Annotated in this window: 13 protein-coding genes and 1 pseudogene; 7 read left to right on the top strand and 7 right to left on the bottom strand. The window is 59.4% G+C overall.

Annotated elements, in window-relative coordinates; genetic code table 11:
- Positions 1-58: 58 nt before the first annotated feature.
- Together EJ075_RS26000 and EJ075_RS33845 are read right to left on the bottom strand one after the other, a co-directional pair.
- Positions 59-1,936 carry a hypothetical protein gene (locus EJ075_RS26000; protein ID WP_126106289.1) on the bottom strand — a complete coding sequence of 626 codons (1,878 nt, stop codon included), beginning with the start codon at positions 1,934-1,936 and terminating at the stop codon, positions 59-61.
- Positions 1,937-2,103: 167 nt separating this feature from the next.
- A complete protein-coding gene (locus EJ075_RS33845; protein ID WP_126106288.1) occupies positions 2,104-3,420 on the bottom strand; it encodes a DUF5623 domain-containing protein in 1,317 nt (438 codons plus the stop codon).
- Between the two features lie 424 nt (positions 3,421-3,844).
- Between EJ075_RS33845 and EJ075_RS25990 the strand changes: the two genes are divergently transcribed.
- The gene (locus EJ075_RS25990; protein WP_245458019.1) at positions 3,845-5,113 is read left to right on the top strand and encodes a hypothetical protein; all 1,269 of its coding nucleotides are present in this window, start codon (positions 3,845-3,847) and stop codon (positions 5,111-5,113) included.
- Between the two features lie 273 nt (positions 5,114-5,386).
- Entirely contained in the window at positions 5,387-5,947 is a 561-nt protein-coding gene (locus tag EJ075_RS25985) for a hypothetical protein (protein ID WP_245458018.1), read from the top strand.
- Between the two features lie 667 nt (positions 5,948-6,614).
- Here the strand turns inward: EJ075_RS25985 and EJ075_RS25975 are convergent.
- On the bottom strand, positions 6,615-8,351 hold the full coding sequence (locus tag EJ075_RS25975; protein ID WP_126106286.1) for an ATP-dependent helicase: 1,737 nt from the start codon (positions 8,349-8,351) through the stop codon (positions 6,615-6,617).
- Entirely contained in the window at positions 8,348-10,165 is a 1,818-nt protein-coding gene (locus tag EJ075_RS25970; RefSeq protein ID WP_126106285.1) for an AAA family ATPase, read from the bottom strand. The genes EJ075_RS25975 and EJ075_RS25970 overlap by 4 nt, the downstream gene beginning before the upstream one ends.
- A 284-nt stretch (positions 10,166-10,449) precedes the next feature.
- Between EJ075_RS25970 and EJ075_RS25965 the strand changes: the two genes are divergently transcribed.
- On the top strand, positions 10,450-14,709 hold the full coding sequence (locus EJ075_RS25965; RefSeq protein WP_126106284.1) for a DUF3883 domain-containing protein: 4,260 nt from the start codon (positions 10,450-10,452) through the stop codon (positions 14,707-14,709).
- 141 nt (positions 14,710-14,850) lie between these two features.
- Here EJ075_RS25965 and EJ075_RS25960 read toward each other — a convergent pair whose 3' ends face one another.
- The 3 genes and pseudogenes from EJ075_RS25960 to EJ075_RS25950 all read right to left on the bottom strand — a co-directional run bounded on the left by EJ075_RS25960 (position 14,851) and on the right by EJ075_RS25950 (position 20,303).
- Positions 14,851-18,117 carry an error-prone DNA polymerase gene (locus EJ075_RS25960; protein WP_126106283.1) on the bottom strand — a complete coding sequence of 1,089 codons (3,267 nt, stop codon included), beginning with the start codon at positions 18,115-18,117 and terminating at the stop codon, positions 14,851-14,853.
- Positions 18,114-19,637, bottom strand: coding sequence for a DUF6504 family protein (locus tag EJ075_RS25955; protein WP_126106282.1), 1,524 nt, complete (start codon positions 19,635-19,637; stop codon positions 18,114-18,116). Before EJ075_RS25955 ends, EJ075_RS25960 begins: the two co-directional genes overlap by 4 nt.
- Positions 19,549-20,303 (bottom strand): annotated as a pseudogene (locus tag EJ075_RS25950) (ImuA family protein). The gene EJ075_RS25955 and the pseudogene EJ075_RS25950 overlap by 89 nt, the downstream one beginning before the upstream one ends.
- Before the next feature lie 575 nt (positions 20,304-20,878).
- Between EJ075_RS25950 and EJ075_RS25945 the strand changes: the two are divergent.
- The 4 genes from EJ075_RS25945 to EJ075_RS25930 all read left to right on the top strand — a co-directional run bounded on the left by EJ075_RS25945 (position 20,879) and on the right by EJ075_RS25930 (position 22,464).
- On the top strand, positions 20,879-21,634 hold the full coding sequence (locus EJ075_RS25945) for a hypothetical protein (protein WP_126106281.1): 756 nt from the start codon (positions 20,879-20,881) through the stop codon (positions 21,632-21,634).
- Between the two features lie 115 nt (positions 21,635-21,749).
- Positions 21,750-21,947, top strand: coding sequence for a hypothetical protein (locus EJ075_RS25940; protein WP_126106280.1), 198 nt, complete (start codon positions 21,750-21,752; stop codon positions 21,945-21,947).
- Positions 21,948-22,208: a hypothetical protein gene (locus tag EJ075_RS25935; protein ID WP_164547185.1), complete on the top strand. Its 261-nt coding sequence runs from the start codon at positions 21,948-21,950 to the stop codon at positions 22,206-22,208. It abuts the gene before it with no gap.
- A 4-nt stretch (positions 22,209-22,212) separates the two neighbouring features.
- Complete coding sequence (locus tag EJ075_RS25930) at positions 22,213-22,464, top strand: hypothetical protein (protein WP_126106279.1); 252 nt, start codon at positions 22,213-22,215, stop codon at positions 22,462-22,464.
- Positions 22,465-22,469 lie beyond the last annotated feature (5 nt).

Below are 22,469 nucleotides of genomic sequence, written 5' to 3'. Positions count from 1 at the left end.
AGAGACCACCGGCGCCTCGGAACCAAAAGCTGCCAAGCCGCCTCCGGCCCATGTCCCGTTATACAGTTTGTGCAATCCAGTGCAGCACTCCGAGTGCCACACGAAAGGTGCGTTCGTCCCGGCAGTAGATCAGCGGAGGGCGCCCGTCGAGTTTGCCATCTACTGATTGCCTCACGATACGCGCGGCGCGATCTCCGAAGAGCTCCCTGGCTTCACTATCCAACCTTGACCGCCATTCCGCCGCGACGCGTTCCGCATGCCGCGTCTGTGCGAACTTGCTCAGGGCTTCTTCAGCCAGTCCAAAGCCGGCGAAGTTCCCCTCGGCTAGGTCGAGCGGAAGGATTCCACCCTGATCGGCAAGCGGCGTGCGGAGGAAATCGGCCAGATCCGGCACATCCAGGGTCTGTTCCGCACGCCTGATCATCGATTGCCGGCGACCGTCCGCCTCTTCAACCGCGCGTTTGGCATTGGCCTTCGCCTCGGTCTCGGTTTTTCGGGAGATCGCTGCCTCGATGGCGCGCGCCGCAGGCAGGCCGTGCAGATCGCGTGGTGATGTGCTGCTTCGTTGAAGCAAGACATCGAGGAGCTCTTTCAAGTCGTTGTCGATCGATGTGTCGGTATCGAACGTCTGCTCGCGAGGCCTTCCGTTCACCATTTCGGTCATCTGCCACCAGGATTCGACCGTCATCGACGCGCGATCTTCTGCTGGAATCCGGTCCAGGATTTGGGAGACAACGCTAGAAATGCTGTTCCGGCGCTGAGTCTTCTTCCGATGGGCTCCTTCCCACTTGCGCCATCGATCTGCCAGCTTGGTATTCAGCGCGAAGGAGAGGTGCTGCTGTTCGATCAGGCCGGCTCTGGTCAGTGCCTGAAGGAACCGATGGATGGCCTCCCAGGGTGTGAGGAACTCCGGGTCGAGATGGCGCATTGCATCGGCGAGGTCTTTCGTCAGCTCGACAAAGTCGCTGTGGACATACCCCTCCTCGGCAAGGCGGGACACAATATGGTCCGTAGCTAGGAAGCGATGATGATACAGCCTTGGCCGCAGGATCGTCGCAAGGACGACCGACCGCCAGGTCTCCGACCGGACCGTGAAGCAGCCTGTTCCTCCGATCTCGAGTGCTAGATGCTCGCGCACGCCAAGGGCGTGTAGCGCGGCAAGATCCTTGATGCGGAGTTTCTGTTCGCCGGCGCTTCGGCGGGTTTGACCATACGCCTCGATCTTACGCCTCGCGATGGAAGCCAATTGTTTGGCCGCAGCATTGGCGTCCAGTCGTTCGCGGAGATGCATCTCCTCCACTGCGCGTTCGATCTTCGCATTGAACAGCCAATTTCGCGGCGCGGCAAAGAGGACGGCCTGTCGCACTTCCTCGGGTAACGCGTTGCGGGGGACTGAGGACATGTCGATCTCGACGGCCGCTGTCCCCAACCTCTTCAGGCGGGAAATCTTCTGCTCTTCGCAGGGGTGGGTAACGGCGATCTCGACGAAGAGATTCATATCCCCGCCCTGGAGATGGAGGTCCGGGATCACCTCGACATGGTCGCGGAATTCCAGGATTGCACGATCAAAGGTGATCTCGCGCTCTTCGGCAATCAGGACTTCATACCTGCCATGCGCGGCGAACTGGCGGGGAATGGTGAGTCGCAACTCCGCTTGGATGATCTCCTTGCAAAGAAGATGAAGCGCGGTCTCCGGGCCGCCACCGCAAGCAGGGCCGTGGTGAGCGAAGTGCGCCGCCTTCAGGTCATCCTTGAGGTTTGCAACTAACGCCACCTTGCAGTGCGGGCAGATCAGACCGCAGGAAAGCCCGCGACTAGCCCTCCCGATATAGACCAGCTTGCCGCATTCGGGATCGCGGCCGTAGACGAGGCGCGCGCTGTCGCTGCCGAACTGCCGGCGGATCTCGGCGTCGTCGTGACCCTGATTGATCGACATTGGCGGACAATACCGCCGACATGGTATGGCCGCTAGTCCTCCAGGCAGGGTGCGTGCCCGAGGTGTCGCGTGCCCTCTTAGTCAGCCTACCCAATAAAAACAGGCTGCAATGCATGAGCACCAGCAAAACGCAGAAGGCGCGTCATGCGCGCCTTCTGTCGAATCCCTTAGGCCTTCCACAGCTGAAGGGACTTTGCTGCGGCATCGATCTTGCCGACCAGATGCCTTAGCGGCGCGCAGTCCGGATACTCTTTCAGGAGGACGGCCTTCGCTTCCGCGAGTCGCTGGAGATTGCTTTCCTTCCCCGCTGCGCCCTTCTCGCCTTCCGGAAGCGCTGGCGGATCACGATAGTACAGCTCAAAGAACTGGCTGCTGGGCAGTTCCTTGTCATCGTATTCGATCTGGACCCAGTCATCGAGTTCGCTACGCACCGACTCTATGCGCTTCTTGACGCCGGCCCGGCCATATGACCCGGCGATGACCTTCTTGAGCAAGGCGCCGACGGCCGAGTGTCCGCCGATGGACATCCGTCTGTCAGGCCGTCGGCCACGGCCCGACAGTATCATCGAATAAGGCACCGATGAGTTCCCTGCACGGGGCTTTCGCTCCGCCGCTGGAACCTTTCGTGCTGTCCTTTGTCCGATTTCGCCAGGGCTTTCAAACCGCTTGCCGTCGGGAAGGGTGAGCAGGTCGCAGCTGGCGACAACGATAGGCGCCGCGATGCGAGCTAGCGCGTCTTCCACTGATCTGACGGGATAGCCTTTGACCCTATCCGACATCAGATACATCTCGCATCCGCCATCCGGATTGTACATGCCAGCCCATGAGGCCTTCACGACATCCCAGTTATGTTGCGTCGACCACGCACGACGTGCTTCTTGACGATCTTTGACCGCGGCCGAGTACGGCTCGTCCAGCGCGATGTAGGTCTTGGAATGAGGATCATACCAAGTGCTGGCATGGTCTCTCCCCGGTATGCGGGTGTCCCCGTATCCTGCGGGTCTTGTCTTGTCGGAGGACGAAGGCAGCAGCCCGGTCGCGCACATGAACTGCAGGGTCCGGGCAGCTCCGCATGCCGTGCGCCTCGCATTGTCGATGGAAGCGGCGATCCTGTCGCTGACAAGATGATCGCCCGCCCAGCGCTTGAAGTACCCAAGCCAGCGGTCATGCCGATACTGGCTCGGCTTTATCATGTCATCGAGGGTCTTGTTCAACGCCACCCGAACGGTCTCGTAGCCCGACGCCTTGGTCTCGCTGTCGCGCCAGCGCATGGTGACGAAGATGGCAGCAAGAGGGATCGGGACCGCCGAAGAGGCAGCGTTTGAGACCAATGCTCGCCGTGCGTGCGTGAAGTTTGAATAGCCAGCCTGAGCGGCTGCCTTGTCAAGGGCATTGCCGTGAGGAATGCCGTCGCTTTTGTGAATGTCCCTTGCGAGGGACTTTATGCCAATGATGGTGGTTGGCCGAAGATCATGAGTCGACATGTTTTTCTCCCGGCTCGATGCGAAAGCGTCACCCGTCCACCACTTCACGAGCCCGAAAAACATAATCGGGTTTCATTTCCAAAGGCAGTACTGACCAGCAGTTTCGCAATTGACGGGTAGCGTGCTCCTGCCGAAGCATTCGTAACTTAGACATGAAGGCAAGGAACGACAAGAGGGGATGAGTCACAAGCGCCGTGCAGACCGGAGCTTACCAATAAACGTTCTGGAGCCGTTTCCAGACCGTTCGGTTTCGGTAGTAAGTTGCGAGAAGCTGCCGTTCTTCAGGCGACCCCTTATCGGACATGGGGAGCTACTTCGAACAAAGATGTAAGCTGCCCTTCCCCATCCCAATCCAATGGCAGTCCTTCGAGCCTACCATTGCAGTTTGGTTTTGCTTCTATAGGCTCTAAGCGATTCCAAGGAGGTGCGTTTTGACTTTCCAGAAGCGGAAGGAACGTCGCCAAAGCCCGGCTCCCTAGTGCCGGGCGACCAGCGCGATGCACAACTGAAACGTAAGAACGGTACCGGAATGTTGGACTTGTTTACTCCGCGATTCCGGGAAGCAAAACTCCACAATCACTTTCGTCTCATCTCGGTCGACGCTGACTACGCAAAGGTCCAGCCCATCGTTCAAGACTGGGCGACTGGCCTGCTGGATCGCAGGGGAGAGAGCCAGAAATTCATCAACGAATTTCAAACGACGTTCAATTCCTCGATGTGGGAACTCTATCTGAACAGAGCGCTGATCGATTTGGGATGCAGTGTCGACTTTTCAAAGTCTGCGCCGGATTTCTTCGTTCGAGGACCCGGAAACTACGAGTTCAACGTAGAGGCTGTCGTCTCCGACCAGCCTCCGGCCTCGAAGCAGCAGAAGACCTTTAACGAGCAAGATTTCAAAACCCGTGGTGCGCTGAAACTTGTCGGGAAGATCAGGGATAAGCTGGATCTTTACCGCGGAAGCAATGGAAAGACACACCCGTATTCCTCGATGAGCCACGTCCGCAATCGGCCATTTGTCATTGCAATCGCCCCCTTCGATAGCGACCTCTCACTCACCCAAAACAACGAACTCATCAACATGGTCCTTTTTGGCTTGGCGCCGCCTGTGCTCGAAGGACCCGACCTAGGAAAGCAAGACAGGATAACCTCTCTCCTGAAGCCTTCGGGTGCGCGAGTTGAGATGGGAATTTTCACGAACGATTCGTTCAAAGAGATCAGCGCCGTTTTCTTTTCTACGGTCGGGACCTTTGGAAAAGCAGTCGTTGAAAGTAAGATTGACAGGCTCGTCCGGGCGACCCGTTACAGGGTGATCGACAAGGACAGGATTGCGCCCGGTTCGGAGCTCTGGCAAGTCGGGACGCACCGGTTTCAGTTCGCCGCGCTGAACTACCTCCTCACGCAACGGCGAGAGAGTGAGCATCAGATCGGCGGTTCAGATGTGCTTATTCAGCACTCATCGTTTCATCGTGAAACCCATCTGGATGGGCTTCAGGTCTATTTCAATCCGTTTGCAGAGGTACCGTTTGAGCCGGAATTCCCATGGCCCGCAGAAATCGCTCGCAACTACTACGACGTCGAAAGCGGTGAGCACATCCAAGCGCATCCTGACGGCGCGCTCGTTTCAAGGCAGGTTTATGAAATAGTCCCCGAATACGTTCGGCTTCTGCTCGGCAGCTACGGCTTTCTTCGATGATTGTTAGCCGGATCGGAGAGGCTGCAAGATCGATTCCTAAGGCCGCATCGTGAGTTCCGCGCACACACTACCCAGTCACCGGTATCGTCTGGCGAATGGTGCGGAGACATTTCCTGAGGTGCCTTTTTGCGACTGTGTGACGACTGCTTTGAACGCCGGTCATCAGCATCTGGTACCATTCTTGAAGTAGCAGCAGCAGGTAGGGCATCGAACGATCAGGTCTGTCGCCCGAAACCGAATTGGGTCCCCTTTATGGAACAGGAGGCAACTACTGTGGCAGCAGGAACCGCCGCGAACATCGAACTTGCGGATCTCATCCGACGAAATGTGCAGTCTATGGCCTTTCCGCCATCGGAAATAGAGGCGGCCGCCTATGAAGAGGTGAGCGCGCTGCCGCGCGTAGCTGTTTCTCGGCCGCCCGCGGAAGAGCTTTTGGCGGCTGGCTTCGTGCCTTATGATTGTCACCGAAATTGCGGGGAGCAAGAAGCCAGTGACCTGGATGGCAAAAGCAGACAGGTCACTGGATGGTTGCCTCATGGTGAAGACCTGATCCTCCACTCGGTCGCCATTATTGGAAATCAATGGATCTGTCTGACGCCGCAGTTAGTGCCTGCGCCGAACAGGTTTGAGTTCATTCCTGACCCTCATCTTGAGTGGCGCAATGCAGATGGCGGCGCGACCCGGACAGCATTCCGTCATGGGAATGAGGTACCGAAAGCACTTCGCAGGGACCCAGGTCGTCATATCCGTATGCGGGACGAATTCCAGGCTCTCGTCGCAAGGGGACATTCGGTGATCGAAGCCAGAAATCTCATGGCAACGTCCGCTTTTTAGGAGGTCGAACGTCGGTTCGGAATGACCGGGATGTGGCGCCCACCAGACATTCATTGGTTGACCGCTTGGCGCGGCGGTCGTCTCATCTCATCCACATCGTTGATCGGAGAACGGCCTGCATATGCTCTGCGAGGTCGAGTTCGCCGCGCGCTTCGATCTCTAAAGATATCTGGCCTTGGTCAGGCGATCCCCTTCCCCAACTGCAGCATAACCACAGATGGCGAGCAGTGCCCTCTCCTCCTCCTGGCTGGCTCTGTCGGACTCGCCGCTGCGACCGCGAACATTGTGCAGAGCTTTGCCGAACGCCGCATATGCTGTCCTGTGGGCCTCAATCAGCGTTCGCAATCTATTGGACGGCTGTTGGTCCCGGTCCGGTGACTCTGTACGGAGCGCCGTTGTGGTAACAGACGAGGCGACTGCGCTGCCAGAGTGGAAGAGCAAGGCGCGGCGATTGATCCTAGACGTGGTGAACTCTCCCATCTGCTTCGATGGCTGTCAGGCCAGTGACGTAATCCACCGGACCGTAACACGACGGTTCACGCATTCATGTCAGGATGGAGAGACCCCTTGGCAAGCGCATCTGACCTGACGGTTTTGCTACGCTTCGCCAACATAGCGGCACGCACATGTTGAGCGATCGACAAGGAACCTGTCAGTTAACATCGGTTTATATCGCCATAACTGTGACTTCTGAACCCAGACTTCGCAAATGCAAGGCTAGTCGCTGCGCTTGGCTCTTTGGCACCGCAATCGCCAGCAGTTTTTCTGCGCGGGACGCGGCTACGTAGATTTCGCGGGCGTCTTCAGCATGATCTTGGGGGATTCCAGTCTCCAAAAAATCTATTATTGCCTTCGAGTTTTTTGTCATCACAACACAGACGCCGGGAAACTCTAACCCTTTAACCGAGTGAATGGTCCTTGCCGGAGAACCGGAAACAGGCGGAAGCCCCAAGACCTCTTCAAGCGCGGCATTCTTCTTGAGCCGCTGGCCAATTGAAAATCCTCCCGGCGCCAGCATCGGTCCGATCAAGGCTTTCGCCAGCGCATGCCACTCGTCAGCATTGGCGAACACGGCCGGATCGAATTTGAGCCTTCGAACCAAAGCGAGGATCATTGGACGCCAAGAGTTCGCCGTTATCCCTTCCGCCACTAGATGTTGGTGGTAGGTCTTGCCATCCAATTTGCCCAAAATCTCCAGGACAATAGCGTGGACGTCCTCCAATGCAGCCCGCCTATTTCCGGCTTCGAACGCGAAATGATAGTCCATGGTCGCCATGGCGAGCCTCAGCGTCAGGTCCAATTTACCTTTTGTCGTGGGTTGCCCTATCGCTTTCGCTCCGCTTTGCCGGGTTTTCGCAAGCACCGGGCAGTCCGATGGCGACAACCCCACATTGTCGATAAGCTCAAGGAATTTCTCGCCTATTTTTTCGGTCACAGCAGATCCCGCATAGGGGAGAACATACACGGGCGTGGCGTGATCCCGGTTTGGCCCTATCGCTTCATCTATTACGTCGCGCGCCTCTTTTGTGCGTAGCGCCACTATCGCGCGGGTGATGTGACGGCTCGATCTGAAATTTCCTGTCATCGGCAAGCGACTATCTTCGGGAAATTTCTTTCCGAACGCTACCAGTTGTTCCGTCACTCCACCGCGAAACGCGTAGATGGATTGATGCGGGTCGCATATGATTTTGGTCGAGATGCCGGCTTCGTGCAGCCATGAAATAACTTCCAGATCTGATGGATTGCAGTCTTGCGCCTCGTCAACGATGACTTCCTGGAAACGGCCACACAGTGCCGTGCTGATCCGGGCGCTTAATTCCAAATCTGCCAGGCGCGTAGATGCAATATCCCTGGCGTCGTCATAGCCGAGCTCACCGCGAGCCCAAAACCTCTCCCGGGCTTTGCGAGCAGCCGTCACATAGGCCTTTGTCATTGCCGGCTTGGCAAATACATCGAAACCCAGCTTCTTCGCAGGCGTCGCCAAAAGCTCCCCGCTCTTGCGATCAAAGCAGCTTAAGGGCAGTGGAATGGCTTTCTCGAACGGACGCACAGTTCTGTGCTCCAAATCGGGGACCAAGCGAGGCGGTATCGGCAAACCAGGAATTCCAAAGGGCGCCACCAGGAATTGCCAGAGGAAGCTATCGAAAGTTCCGATAAAGTGGGGAAACGCAGGCGATGGTAATTTCGCGTCCTGACGTAAGCGCGCTTCGAGTTCGGCGACGGCGGCATTGGTGAAGGAAAGAAATGCAATGCCGCGGCCGCCTAGCCGCCCGGCTAAAAGTTCCCGTGCCCTTTCTACCAGCACCCGTGTCTTCCCCGCTCCAGGGCAAGCAGAGATGAATGCGGAGGCGCCGTATCCAATGATCTTGAGCTGCTGGTCCGTGGGCTCGAATGCGCCCGTCATTTTACGAGGGCCTCAATGGCTCCCTTGATATAACTAGGGACGACAAAGTCCTCACCGGCGACGATCCGCTCAGCGACGAGCTGCCCGAAATCGCCCTTTCGGCGGGTCTTGAAGAGTGCTTGAATTGCTGCCGCTTGGTCGTCCTCTTTTTTTGCGACAGCCGCATCCCATGCCGCCTCAGACATTTTATGAAGCTCCAGAAAGGCCTTTTTCATCAACGGCGCGTTGCCGGCACGAACAAGTTCCGTCTCAAGCGAATAGGTATTTATGAACGTGTCGCAAAGCCCTTCTGCTCCAAGGGCTTTGAGTGTTGCGCTCAGGGCTTCTTTCCGCAGCTCGCCGGGCGTCTTTTCGCCAGCTGGTTGCGCCTCCCGATCGCCATCGGTCACCACCACGAGCCGGTCTGCAATTCTGACATCCGAATATTTTGTGAGCAGGAGTTTCACATATGGCTGAAAGTCCACCCCGTCGATCGGCACGAAGACGGCGGACCGAAAGAGCCGAAACGAGTCTGGCTTGCCCTTGAAAACGTGATGCTTCGCGATGACGGGAAATAGCAAGGCTTCGGCGACGCCTTCCACCAAAAGCACCCGGCCACCAAACAAAAGCGCCGATTTCGTCACATCAAGATATCGATCTACTTTTCGCCGCTCGAGAGGGGTCAAACCCAACTCGCCCAGCGGTATGCAGCGTGTCTCCCTTCTTGGCACCGCCATCTTTGCATCAGGAACAGGAGGCGCTGCATCGGCTCCTTCCACCCCTTCGGGTTTGGCTGGTGACGGCTTCGTAAAAGAACGGAAGAAAATCAATTTCTTGCTGTCGACCCAAGCAGAAAGATTCGGTGAATGCGTCGCGACGACAACCTGCAGTTCCCCGGCGCGCTCAGCGTCGTCCGGCTTCGCCTCCCTGGATTTCTCCGCCTGCTCCTCCAGAAATGACAAAACTGCTGCCTGTAACTGCGGGTGCAGATGGGCCTCAGGTTCCTCCACGAGGAAAAGGGTCAGGTCGGCCGCACTCATTTTTTCGAGTTCGACCGCGATTGTCGCCATGTAGAGCAAATTCGCGTACCCATGCCCGGAGTACCGGAGGTCTTCGGGTTCGATACCGTGATCCGCCAGTTTGAACCTCAGATCGCGAGCGATATCGATTAGTTTCTCATCCTTCGCGAACCCAAGCGATGCCGACTGGCGCCGCACTCCCGATGTCAGGGCAGATAGACCGACATCCACAGCCCCATCTACCTTCCCCAGAATCGGATCGGTCGTGTTTCGCTGCAACCTCTTTGCCAGTTCATCGGGATCGCCCCCGTCGAGGAAGAATTTCAACAAAGCATAGACGCGTGTTGGGTTACCTGAAGCAAGCGACCGTTTGGCGTCTCGGAGCGGCGGAAGATAGACGTGACGCACATTGTCATGGCATCCCGCCTCTGGCGTCGTCTTATGCTTTCCGGCCCACAGGACCGGCTTTACGGGAAACTTCCCGGCGCTGTCATCGTAGGTGAGCCCAAACCTCACCTTTTCCAGAGTCTCGTCTATTGCCGCTGACATCAAGCGTCCTTGTTGGGGAACGCTGAGCTTGTCAAAACGCGCCTCCAATTCGAAGCGTCGCTTGTCGCTTCCAAACCGCACGTCGGTTGGCTCGCAATAGATTTCCCTGCGTCCTCCAAGAGGCGCTGTCACCAATCGTATAGCATCGATCGCATTACTCTTGCCGCCGTTATTCTCGCCAACGAAAATGTTTGTATCCAGAGACAGCTTGATCGTTTCTTGATCGAACGAGCGAAAATTCGTGATGGATATTTCTGACAAATACATGCGTCCCCCTTGATATGATCCTAAAAAGCGCCCTACTTCAAATGGAGATGTACAGTCGAATGTCGAATCGAAATTAGGGAAATAAAGGTCACGTACCTCAAGCTGTGCTGTAATACAGCACTCTTGCCAAGGGGCCTGCCGTTTGAGCCGGCCCGCTTGCATTGACAGGCTCGCGCGCTGTCAAACCGCGTGCCATATCTTGAAAAGACAAGCTGATAGCCAAACTCAGATGTCCGGCAGCGGAAACACGATGGCGCTGTCTGGACTAACGAAGAGTGGGATGGATGGACGGCGAAAGTTTGATTCCACGAAGCAGACGTAATCGCGCCACACCGGCACCGGTGATGGCAACGCCGACGCAAAGCTGGTCCCCGCCCGTCGATAGTGACGCCGGCTACGAGACCAAGATCGGCGGCAGCATCATCGACCAGTTCGTGCTCGGACACGACCCGACGGACGTCCTGCGCGAACTCGTGCAGAACGAGTTCGATGCAGACGGCGAGGTCATGGCTGTGACGTTTGGCACCGACCAGCTGTCCATCTCCGGCTCCGGCAGGCCCATTGATAAGAGAGGCTGGGAGCGCCTGGACGTGGTGATCGGCACCGGCCGGGTGGCCGGCGATTCGGGCGGAACGGAGATCGTGCCAAAGGAAAATGGCATCGGCTCGAAGAACTTTGGCCTTCGTTCGCTCTTCCTGTTCGGCGATAGAATCTACGTTCGTTCGAATGGTCGACGCGCCGTTCAGAATCTCATCCGGTTGGCCACAAAGATCGAAAGTGATGTCGGGTCGAAGGGCCAGCGCGGCGTCAGTATCCACGTCCCCTATCGCACACAGGCCTTCGCCAAGCTGCAGCCGTTCACCGCGGAACGTGAGGCCGAGACATTCGACAAGATGGCGGGTGGACTCCTTGCGACGATGGTCAAGCTGGCACTTCCAGGGCGAAAGCGTGGGATCCGCGTCCTGACACTGCGCTCGGACCGTCAAGGGCGAACCCTCTCGTGGCGCCAGGATGTCGTGCGCGAGTCCTGCAAGGTAGTGGGGGTGAACGCCCTTCGACGGGTCGGCAGGCTGGCTGATCGGTCCGACGTTGGCGAGAAGGTTGCAACCCGGCGCTTCGAGGAGATTGAGTTCACCCGTGCCGTGCCGATACCTGCGAAGTTCACCGACCAGGCGTTAGGACCCTATTACGCAGCAGGTGGCGAGACGGTCCGGATCGGCATTTCCCTTCCCATCCGCCTGAAGCGGCCCGACGTGACCACCACCGGCCGGTTTTTCTACCCATTGCAAACACCCAGCTCCGCTACCGGGTCAGCCGTGAGCGTCAGCGCTCCCTTTGATCTGGTCGCCGATCGCTCTGCCCTCCTGGACTGCGAATGGAACACTTGGCTGATGGGCCAGGCAGCCGAGCTGACGGTAGCTTTGTTGACCGATGATTGGATTGCCCGCTTCGGATCAGACGCCTTCTTAGCCATCCGCGCCACGACTGAAGCAAAGCCGGCAGCTTTTGCATCCGCCTTGAAGAAGCACCTCGAGGAAGCCACGTGCTGGCCAACCTCTTCCAACGGCGATCTCGCAAAGGCGGCAGACCTCGTTCTTCCAGAGGACACCACGTTTGCAGGACTGCTCTCATCAGCGCGATATCTTCGGCCCGATCTGGCCAGCGTCCCCGAGCTGCGCGAACTCGTGAGACTATGCGGGGCCAAGCCCTTCACGCGTAATTCCATGATCCGTCTGCGTTGCGCGCCCAAAGATGTGTCGGGTTTGGCGACCAAACTTCTAAAAGAGGACGCGGATTTCAGCTTTAACGACTATTCCGCCGCCCTGTCCGATCTCCAGCGGCAGCGCACGATGGCAAAGGCCATAGCCAGTGTCGGTCGACGGCTTTCGAACGAAAACCGACGGGATCTGAAGTTCACCAAATCGACTTTAGCAGCTGACGGGTCGCTGCAAGCGGCCGATACTCTGGTAGTGGTAGAGGAGGATATATGGGACGTCTGCCAGGCGCCCCTCGCCACGCGATTGCATCCGTCTTTGAATGGCGAGAAGGCGCTGACCGATCTGTGCGAGCCATTCGATCTCGACACATGGTTGCGCGCCGCCGCCGAACGCGCTCGGACTGGCACGATTAAAGAGGACGAGCGCCAGAAGCTGTACAAGCACCTGCTGTCTGATGACCTGACGCTCAACCGGTCGATCATCGCGTTGCTCAGGCACAGCCCCGTCCTGCGCGACCATCGTGGCGGGTGGATAGCCCCCATCGACATGGTGATCCTCCCGGCCGCACAGGCCCGCCTCCTCTCGCGGACTATCCATGCGCCGGCGCCGGCCGTAGCCAAACGCCCGAAGCTGCTTGCCGCCCTTCGATTGCGGGACAAGCTGACGGGTGATGACATAGTCGTCTTTGCCGCACACCTCATCAATGAACCGGAAAAAGCGTCAGCTTTTGAAGCTCTGCTGAAGGGCAACTTCCAATATCTCACCCCAGGGGTGGTGAAACGGCTGCGGGCAATTCCATTCCTCTCGGCCCGCTCCGGCGAGTTAGCGGCGCCAGACGATCTGTTCCTTGATAACGCGGTCAACCGGATCTGCGCAGCAAGTGACAGTCGGATCGTTGCGGGCCGAGATCATGCCCTCTATGCACGCCTGGGATGTCAGGAGCGCCCCTCCGTCGCCGTCATGCTCAAGGCGCTTGAGGAGCTAACCGACAAAGGTCTTCCTCCTGACGATTTGGTCACATTCTACGCAGCTCTCATCCAAGCGCTTCGGGCTGAAAGAATAGCCCCTGGCGACTTCGCCGATCAGGCGATCCTTTGGTGTGGGGGCGCCTACCATGCACCACGGGACGTCGTGGTCGGCAGCCGAATACCAGTATGGTTTCAGGAAGTAACGCCTCATCTGCGTGCTCCCAGCAGCCTGGTCGAGAGTTTTGAGGCCCTGGGCGCCGCAACCGATCCCCGAGACTATCACTGGATTAAGCTCTTCCGTTGGGCTGCTGATCAAACGACGGGGAAGTCCATCGCAAGTGTCAGAGTTCGTCAGATCCTTCGTGAGGCCTATCATCAGCGTGGGTTTTCGGGTCTGCCTGAAGCCCTCCCCGAGGACACCAGATGCTTGCTTGGGCAGGACGGCTGCCTGTTCAGTCGTGCTGACATTTCCTCGGGGGCTTTCGTCGAAGACGACTTCCCGGCGCTGGCTGCCGCGCTCGCCCAAGCGGGCGCCACCACAGGATTTGCCGCGGTCACCGAGGAATCTCGGCACTTTTTCGGGACGCTAAACCTGCGTCGGCTCACCTCGATTTCCGGCGAGCCACTCCTCGCACTCGGGGTTGAGGGCAAACCGCCGCCCTGGTTTAAAATTGGCCATTCAGACCGTATCCTGAAGCTTCTCAAACGCGAGGACTTCCGGACTGCAGTCGACCTCCTCGTCTACGACTATCGGCGCGAACACAGCAGCATGCGGATGCTCTTCCAGCGGGAGGTGATGGACCGCCTGGCATCCATCGAGCACATTCGCTTTGTCACCGGCATCGACCGGCGATACACGGTCGGCGGCAAGACCGTCGCGATCGTCACCGAAGCTGCTGCAGTCAACGGTGACATAGCGCTACGGCCCACGCGGACAAAGTTCGAGTTTGAGCAGAACCTGACTTACGCCTTGGCGGAACTTCTCGGCGCCACTCAGGTGACCGACGCGCGGAGACTGTCGGTCGCGCTTTTACCGCTCCTGATGTGCGAGTCCGGCGCGGATATGTTTGCCTATCTCGAGCGTCAGGGACTCAAGCCCCCGGCCTGGGTTGAGACGGCCATACTCTCAGAGGAACCTGACGTAGACGTCGAGCCCACCGCGTCGCCGCAACAAGCTATCATACAGTCACTTCTGACCGAGATGTTCAATCAAGCGAAAGCCTCTGGTCCAGACGAAACACCTCCGTCGGCGCCAACGGCGATACCTCCGCCGTCAGCGCCTTCGACGCCCGAAGTTCCAAGACCTCAGTTTGCCTTGCCTGCCATCGAAATGGTCACCGCACGCATCGAACGCCCGAGCGACCACGCCGTAGCGGCCAGATCACGGCCACAAGCCGGTGGCGGCTGGTATTCGGGTGGGGGGAGCAGCTGGCGTCCGCCAGACGCCTACGACGTAGCTCGGGATCAAAAGGTCGGCGCGCGCGGGGAAGAAATCATCTACCTCTCGGAGTTGGAGCGGGTTCGGCTGCTCGGCCATGAAGAACCCGAGAAGCACGTGATCTGGGTCTCGAAGACTCAGCCTGGTGCGGACCACGACATTCGATCCATCGACAAAGAGGGAAAACCGCTCTGGCTCGAAGTGAAATCGACGATGGGAGTCGACGGCCGTTTTGAATGGTCGCAGCGGGAGTTCGAAAAAGCGCTCCGTGAACGGGACCGATACATCCTGTGGCGCGTCTACGAAGCACACACGACGCATCCAAGCGCAAAGCCGTTCGCCAATCCTGCTGGCTTGCTGGAGCGCTCCATGTTGCGATTGGAACTGAGCGGAATGGTCGGCTTTGTGGAATCCAAGTAGTCGATCGCGAGAAGGTCCGCTCCCGGCCGATGCCGGTCGTTCAATGATCTGCACGTATCGCCGCTCCTGACCAAAGCCGTCGAAGGTACATATCCCCATCGACCAGTCCCGGTTATTTCTTCGGCGAGCCAACCCGCGCACCTATTTGAAATCGCGCGTCTTCACCTTGATCTGGTCGATGTGAAGATAGGGATCGATAATATTCCTCGGCCTCGGCCCCTTCGGCATGCCGCGCGGATCGGGCGTGGGGCTGCCATGATGGAATTCGTCGCCGCGCCCATGCGGCAGCGGAAAGTCAGTGTCCCGGTCGCCAACGCTGGCAAGATCGGCCGAGAGATCACTGAGCCTATGGGCGACAAGATGAACCACCTCACCTTCCCGCTGAATCCGGCCATAAACCCCGATCATGCCTGCCGACAGCACGACCCTGCGAAACTTTTCAAACACCTTGACCCACACCACGAGGTTGGCGATGCCGGTCTCGTCCTCGATGGTTATGAACATAACGTCCTTGGCCGAACCTGGCCGTTGCCGGACCAGAACGAGCCCGGCTGCCTCCAGCCATTGTCCATCGCGCGCCTGCATGGCCTCGCGGCATGAGACGATGCGCTTGCGCCGCAAATCGGCGCGCAGGAAGGAAACCGGATGGTCCCGCAGGGTCAGCCCGACATGCCCATAATCTTCAACAACCTCGCCGCCGGCCGTCATGGCCCGCAGTGCTACAGCCGGTTCGTCAATTTCCGCTACTTTGCGCTGCTCGCGGGCGGAGGCGGCCGCAAACAGCGGTAGCGGCTCGTCGCGCAGCGCCTTGATCGCCCATAGGGCCTCACGCCGAGGCAGCGACAACGACGGCTGAAACGCATCGGCCTGGGCGAGTTCGACCAGAGAGGCAGCGGGCACGCCGGCGCGTTGCCAGAGGTCGTCCACCGAGGCAAAGGCCTGGTCAGCGCGTACGGTGACGATGGAAGCCGCATCGGCATTGGCAAGGCCCCGAACCATGCGCATACCAAGGCGAACGGCGAACCGGTCCTCGTCCGCAGTGGGCTCGAGCGTGCAATCCCAGCGCGACGCGTTCACGCAGACCGGCCGCACTTCGACACCGTGGTCCCGGGCATCGCGGACGATTTGCGCCGGCGCGTAAAAACCCATCGGCTGGGCGTTGAGAAGGGCTGCACAGAAGACATCCGCGTGATGACATTTCATCCAGGATGATGCGTAGGCGATCAGCGCGAAGCTGGCAGCATGGCTTTCGGGAAAGCCATAGCTGCCGAAGCCTTCCAGCTGCTTGAAGGTCTTTTCGGCGAATTCGCGCTCATAGCCGTTCTTCACCATGCCGCCGATCAGCTTGGCGCCGAAGCTGGAGACGCCACCGGTATGCTTGAAGGTTGCCATGGCGCGGCGAAGCTGATCGGCCTCGCCTGGCGTGAAGCCGGCGCATTCGATCGCCACGCGCATCGCCTGTTCCTGAAACAGCGGCACGCCCAGGGTCTTTCCGAGCACCTTTTCGAGTTCGGGTTTGGGATAGACAACGTCCTCCTTGCCTTCGCGCCGGCGCAGATAGGGGTGCACCATGTCGCCCTGGATCGGCCCTGGCCGAACGATCGCAACCTCGATCACCAAATCATAAAATGTCCGCGGCTTGATGCGCGGCAGCGTCGACATCTGGGCGCGGGATTCAATCTGGAAGGTGCCGAGCGTATCGGCCTTGCGGATCATTGCGTAGGTGCGCGGATCCTCAGCCGGAATCGTCGCGAGATCGAGATTGATGCCCTTGTGTTCAGCCAAGAGATCGAAGCCGCGCTTCATGCAGGACAGCATGCCTAGCGCCAGTACGTCGACCTTCATGAACTTCAGCGCGTCGATATCATCCTTATCCCATTCGATGACCTGACGATCCTTCATCGCGGCGGGTTCGATCGGCACCAGATCGTCCAGCCTGTCGCGGGTCAGCACGAAACCGCCGGGATGTTGCGACAGGTGACGCGGCGCGCCTATCAATTGCCTGGCCAAATCCAAAGCCAGGCGCAGACGGCGGTCGCCGAGATTGAGGTTCAGTTCTTCGGCATGTTTTGGCTGGACACCTTCTTCCGACCAGCCCCAGACCTGCGATGACAGCATCTTGATCAGGTCTTCGGGCAGGCCAAGCGCCTTGCCAACGTCGCGCAAGGCGCCTTTCGAGCGATAGCGGATGACGGTCGAGCACAAGGCCGCGTGCTCGCGCCCATAGGTTTCGAACACCCATTGCATGACGATTTCTCGCCGCTCATGCTCGAAATCGACATCGATATCAGGGGGCTCCCGGCGCTCTTCGGAGACGAAGCGTTCGAACAGGAGATCATTGCGGGCGGGATCGATCGACGTGATGCCCAGCACGTAGCAGACGGCGCTGTTGGCCGCTGACCCCCTGCCCTGACATAGAATGTCCTGGCTGCGGGCAAAGCGAACGATCGCATTGACCGTCAGAAAATACGGCGCGTATTGCAGTCTCTCGATGAGCTGCAATTCATGTTTGAGCGTGCCAACGACCTTGTCGGGCACGCCCTCGGGAAAGCGCTCTCCGGCGCCTTCCCATGTGAGTTTCTCCAAGGCCTGCTGTGGCGTCAGCCCGGGCAGCATGCGCTCCTCGGGATATTGATAGGAAAGCTCGTTCAACGAGAACCGGCAGCGCTCGGCGATCTCAAGCGTGCGCGCTATCGCTTCGGGGTAGCGACCAAAAAGCCGCGCGATTTCGGCGGGCGGTTTCAGGTAGCGGTCGGCGTGGCGCTCGCGGCGGAACCCGGCATCGTCGATCGTCACATTGTGCCTGATGCAAGTGACGACGTCCTGCAGGATTCGTCGTGACGGCTCGTGGAAAAGTACGTCGTTGGTGACGACCGTTGGCACGCCTAACTGTCCGGCAAGATTGGACAGATCATGCAGCCGCAGCGCATCGTTGGGACGGCGCCGCAGCGTCAGCGCCATGTAAGTCCGATCGCCAAATGCAACACGCAGCCGCCGCAGCCACAGCGAGCATGTGTCGTCGGCCTGATCCGGAATGAAAACCGCAATAAGGCCTTCGCCATAGGCGATAAGGTCTGCCCAATGCAGCACGCATTTCGCCTTGCCGCCACGCTTCTTGCCCAGCGACAGCAACCGGCAAAGTAGGGAGTAGGCCGCGCGATCGGTCGGGTAGACCAGAATGGAGATCTCTTCCGCCAGATCCAGCCGGCAGCCGACGATCAGCCTGACACCGGTCGCCTTTGCTGCCTCGTGAGCTCGCACGATGCCGGCCAGGCTGTTTCGATCGCAGATGGCGAGTGCCGGCATGTCCATGAGGGCTGCCTGCGCAAACAGTTCCTCGCAGGAGCTGGCGCCGCACAGGAAGGAGAAATGCGAGGTGCATTGCAGCTCAACATAGGGCGTCGTCATCCGAATATGCCATGCAGGAACCAACGATGGGAACCGGTCGCGGCATCCTCGCCATCGCCGGCACGGTAGATCCAGAACCGTTCCCCAGCCTCATCCTCGACCTGGAAATAGTCGCGCACGGCGGCTAGCTCGGCGTCGCGCTTCCACCATTCGCCAAAGACACGCTCAGGACCGTCGGCGCGCTTGACGCGTCGACGGATGCCTCTCCAGGTAAAGCTTGCCGGAGGATGATCCGGTAACAACGCGATTGCCTCGATCCGCTCCGGCACGGCAAACAAGCGCGCCGGGCGCGGCCAATGGTCTGGCCAGGCGTCGCCGGTCTCAGCGGACGCAGGCGCCACGCGCCGGAACGATCGCTCGGGCACGTCGCTGGCAACCGGCGTAAACCGATAGAGCCTTTCCTCACCGACACGATTGCCGAGAATGTCGATCAGGTCCGAGATGTCAGCGTCGCGTTGCTCGATAAGCGACGAGATGCTCTGTCTGGGCGTCAGCGGTTCAGCCAGCGGCGCCGACAGGCGCATCAGTTCGATGCCGAAGCCCGGATCGACCGTTTCGATCTTGTCGCACAACAAGCGCGTCAGTCGCTTTACATCGCGAACCGGCAAGGCCGTGCCGACGCGAATGGCCTCGACGCGGTTGTCGACGCGGCAGAGCAGTAGGTCTAGCCGCCGGGCGCCGAGACCCTTGGTCTCCAGTTCCGCGCACAGCGAGTGCACAAGCTTGCCGACATAACGCGCGATCGTCTCGGCCGCACCGATGGGTTCGCCAAAGGCACGTTTGACCTCGACCATTTCGGCAGGCCGGACCGGCTCTATGGGTTCAGCAAGGCTTCCGGCGGCCTGGTCAAGGCGGCGGCCCAGTTCAGGCCCGAAGCGCAGGGTCAGTGGTGCGCGCGGCTGCCGCAGAAGCTCGCCTACCCTGTCGAAGCCCAAAACCCGCAGGCCGCCGATGATCGCGTCGGGCAATCGCAGGGCGGCAATGGGAAGGGCAATGATCGCGTCATGGCTTGTACTGACAGCGACAACGCTGACGGTCTGCCTGGCATAGCGCGCCACCGCATAAGCGGCACCCCAGCTATCAGCTATCGCTGCCCTGGCCGAAAAGCCGACCTGGCCGAGGCGCTCGACCATATCGGTCAGCATCAAACGTTCACCGCCATGGAGGTGATCGGCGCCGGTGGTGTCCATGATCAATCCGTCTGGAGGATCCACTGCTACGATCGGCGCGTACCGCCGCACGGCCCACAAGGCCAACCGCTCCAATGCCTCCGCGTCGGCATCGGGCTCCGCTTCCATAGCCACCAGACCCTGAACGAGGGCCTGAGCTTTCGTCGCCGGCATTCCGACGCGCAGGCCCGCTTCGAATGCCGCCCGATCTGTAGCTGTGACCAGGCGACGGTTGCCGTGCCGGCCGACCGTCACCAAGGGCCTATCCGGCGGCGGCGAGACGTCGCCCAATTTCCTTCTGAGCCGGTCGGTCGACCAGTTTGGAAGGAAGAGCGAGACGACCCTTGGCATCACAAGCCTCCACTTCGATATCGAGCGTTTCCCCTCCACGAGACCGGATCAGTTCAAGTTGCCATCGTGCCCGGCCAACGCCGGGTACCGGAAGCGGACGCGATGGCAGCACGGAAACCCGCCAGCGGGTGACAGACGCCGTCGGCTGCCGAAATCGGCGGCCTCGGTCTGACGCCGCCAGCGGCGGATGGCGATGCCCATCGCGCCAGAGCCTTCAGACGCGAGTTGCAAGCGTCGCGAGGCCGTCATCGACAGCCGGGCAACCTCGGCAACCACAGCTCCCAGCCCGACATGCCGCAAGCCCTCCTCGAAGCAGGCGAGCAGCGATTTGTCGTCACCGGCTTCGACATAGATCACGCGGTCCGGGTGAAGTCCGACCTGGGCGATTGCCGGCGCAAACAGATCCTGGCGCGTGACGCACCAAAGCACCTTGCCTTGCGTCCTCGCTGCAATCCCGGCTGCAAAAAGCGACGCGGCGGCGCCATCGATGGCACCGTTGCCGCCACCGGCAACCTCGTGGAGAGCGCCAAGCGCCACACCGCCCCCAGGCAGGTGGCTGTCGATAGAGGAGATGCCGAAGGGAAGCACCGCTCGTTCGCGCGTGTTTCCGCCTTCGAGACGCGCAATGCGATCTCGCAGATAGAAATGGCAGCGTTTGGCGTCGATCCACTCATCTGTCCCCTGAACGCGGAATGCTGATGGCATGTTCCTCATTTGTTCTCTTCCTAATAAAGAGTCAATGGCATGGTTAGGTTGCGCTGCGGAAGAAATGTTTGTCGCGACCGCCCGCCCGGTGGCATCGATAGAGGCATTTGCCGACAGGACGATACGGTCGAAGGCCACGATGCTCGCTGGGCGTCGCGCCGGCGACTGCCGGCGCCTAAAGGAAAAACGGCGCATAAACCGCAGTCCTGCGCGCGTCCGCACATGCGGACATTGTCGCGCGCGGGACGGAGGAAATTCGCCCCCGCCGCGGGCGGTTAACAGGACAGCCGTAGGAGCGTCAGCATAGCGCCGGCCGCAGGACGGGACGCGGGACCGACTGTCCCCGTCCGCGGTGGTCCGCGTGTAGCATCGGTCACGAATGCAGTTGCCTTGGGAATTGAGCACAGATTCATCGACCGTTGCCCAGTGTGCCATCTGGCTGAAAAAACGTAGCTATTTCGCCTTTGTCAAGAGTCTATTGACAGCGATGTTCTTATTTTGTTCACTGTTGCGAGAATTGGTACAGGAGGCGAACCATGGAACTTCGCTTGAACATTGAAGGTGCAACGCCCGAGGAACTGGCATGCGGTGTCGCAGCAGCCGAAGCAGTCTTCGCGCGGGCCGGCATTACGGCTTTGCAAGGCGCGGAGGGTTTGTTTGCGTTGGAAGGGTGGGATATCAAAGGCTTTCCGGAAGACGACCAGCCAACCGAGGACGAGGATCAGGCAGCTTCGGTCTGGATGGAGGCCGACGAGGCTGCGACGACTGCATGTTGTGCGGGCTGGCCGGAGCACAAAGTTCCGCGCCATCAGATCATGGAACTGATCGACGTTTCCCGAACGAGATTGCAAGCCGAGGCGCTTCCGGACACGTGGCCGGCGCGCAAGCAGCTCTATCCTGACGTCGTCAAACGGCTTGAGGTTACAGCCGGCCCGGACCGCCAGATCGACTTCGATATTGCCTTCGTTCTGGGTTGGGTCCCCGAACGGCCGACGCTGGATCGGGTGGAGCCGCTTTCGGAAGAAGGCGACCGTATCCCCTTCTTCACCAGCGACCTTGCCCAGGTTGAAGAAATGGCTCGCAAGGCGCTCAAGGACTGGACGATCAAGATTGACCGGGATCCCTATGATGCCCACGTTTTCGACCCTGCGGTCGCCGATGACCGTGACGAATTGCGCATGGCGGCGTGGCGCGATTTCGACGGCTCGTTGCTTATGGAGAAGCCACCTGCAAATCCGGCAATCGCACTAATCCTGGCAATGATGCGGGGGCAGTCGATGCATTTCGAATAATGGTGAACGACAAAACACGGCCGCGATCGTTTACCGATCATGCTTGGCCACTCCAGGTCGCACGGCCAGATGGCCGAATGGCTGACAGGCCACATCGCATCTGAGGAGAGAGACAATGTCAGAAAAGCCACCCTATATGCCGACCGGCATTGGAATGGGCATGATGAGCGACGACGAGACCAAGGTCGGCGTTCTGATATTCGAAACGGCGCAAGGTAACTTCGATTTCGCCGTCAATCTGCAGGCAGTCGATGTCCTCACCAAGGCAATCAATAAGATCGAGATGCATCTCCGCTCCGGCAGGACGCACTGAGTGTCCGACGATGTGCCAGATCAGAAAAAGCCGAAGCTGATCGTTGTCGTCGCGTTCGACCGCGGCGAGGATGGCGACCTGTTCACCGCATACGGCCCGACCGACCAGCAAAGCGAGGACCGCGCGATCCGCACGGCAAAGGCGCTGGCTTCAAACCATATCGGTGTCATAGCATGGAGTCGCGACGCCGACCCGGCGCTTGGCGACTATGGCCCGCCGACAGTGCTGTTCACCAACGGCGAAGTGCCGGACATGGAGTGAAAGAATGATCGATCCGCCCAGGCACCTGGACGACCATGACTACGTAGACCGCGCGCTAGACTGCCAGGAGGCTATGGAGCCCGGCTTTCAAGCAATTATCGATTGCATGTTGGAAGTGGGCTGGACCCGGGGTGAGACATTGCGGGCGCTGAAGCGGCTCATTGCCGCTGACAACATGACCCAGAAAGAGAATGCCAAGACGGAAGCAGAGCTCGCGATCGCGCGCGCTATGGTACGCGCCGGCAAGCCGCTTTAGGCTGC

This window comes from Mesorhizobium sp. M6A.T.Cr.TU.016.01.1.1 (assembly GCF_003952585.1).
Classification (GTDB): Bacteria; Pseudomonadota; Alphaproteobacteria; order Rhizobiales; family Rhizobiaceae; genus Mesorhizobium; species Mesorhizobium mediterraneum.
This window is presented reverse-complemented; position numbering and strand designations above follow the sequence as displayed.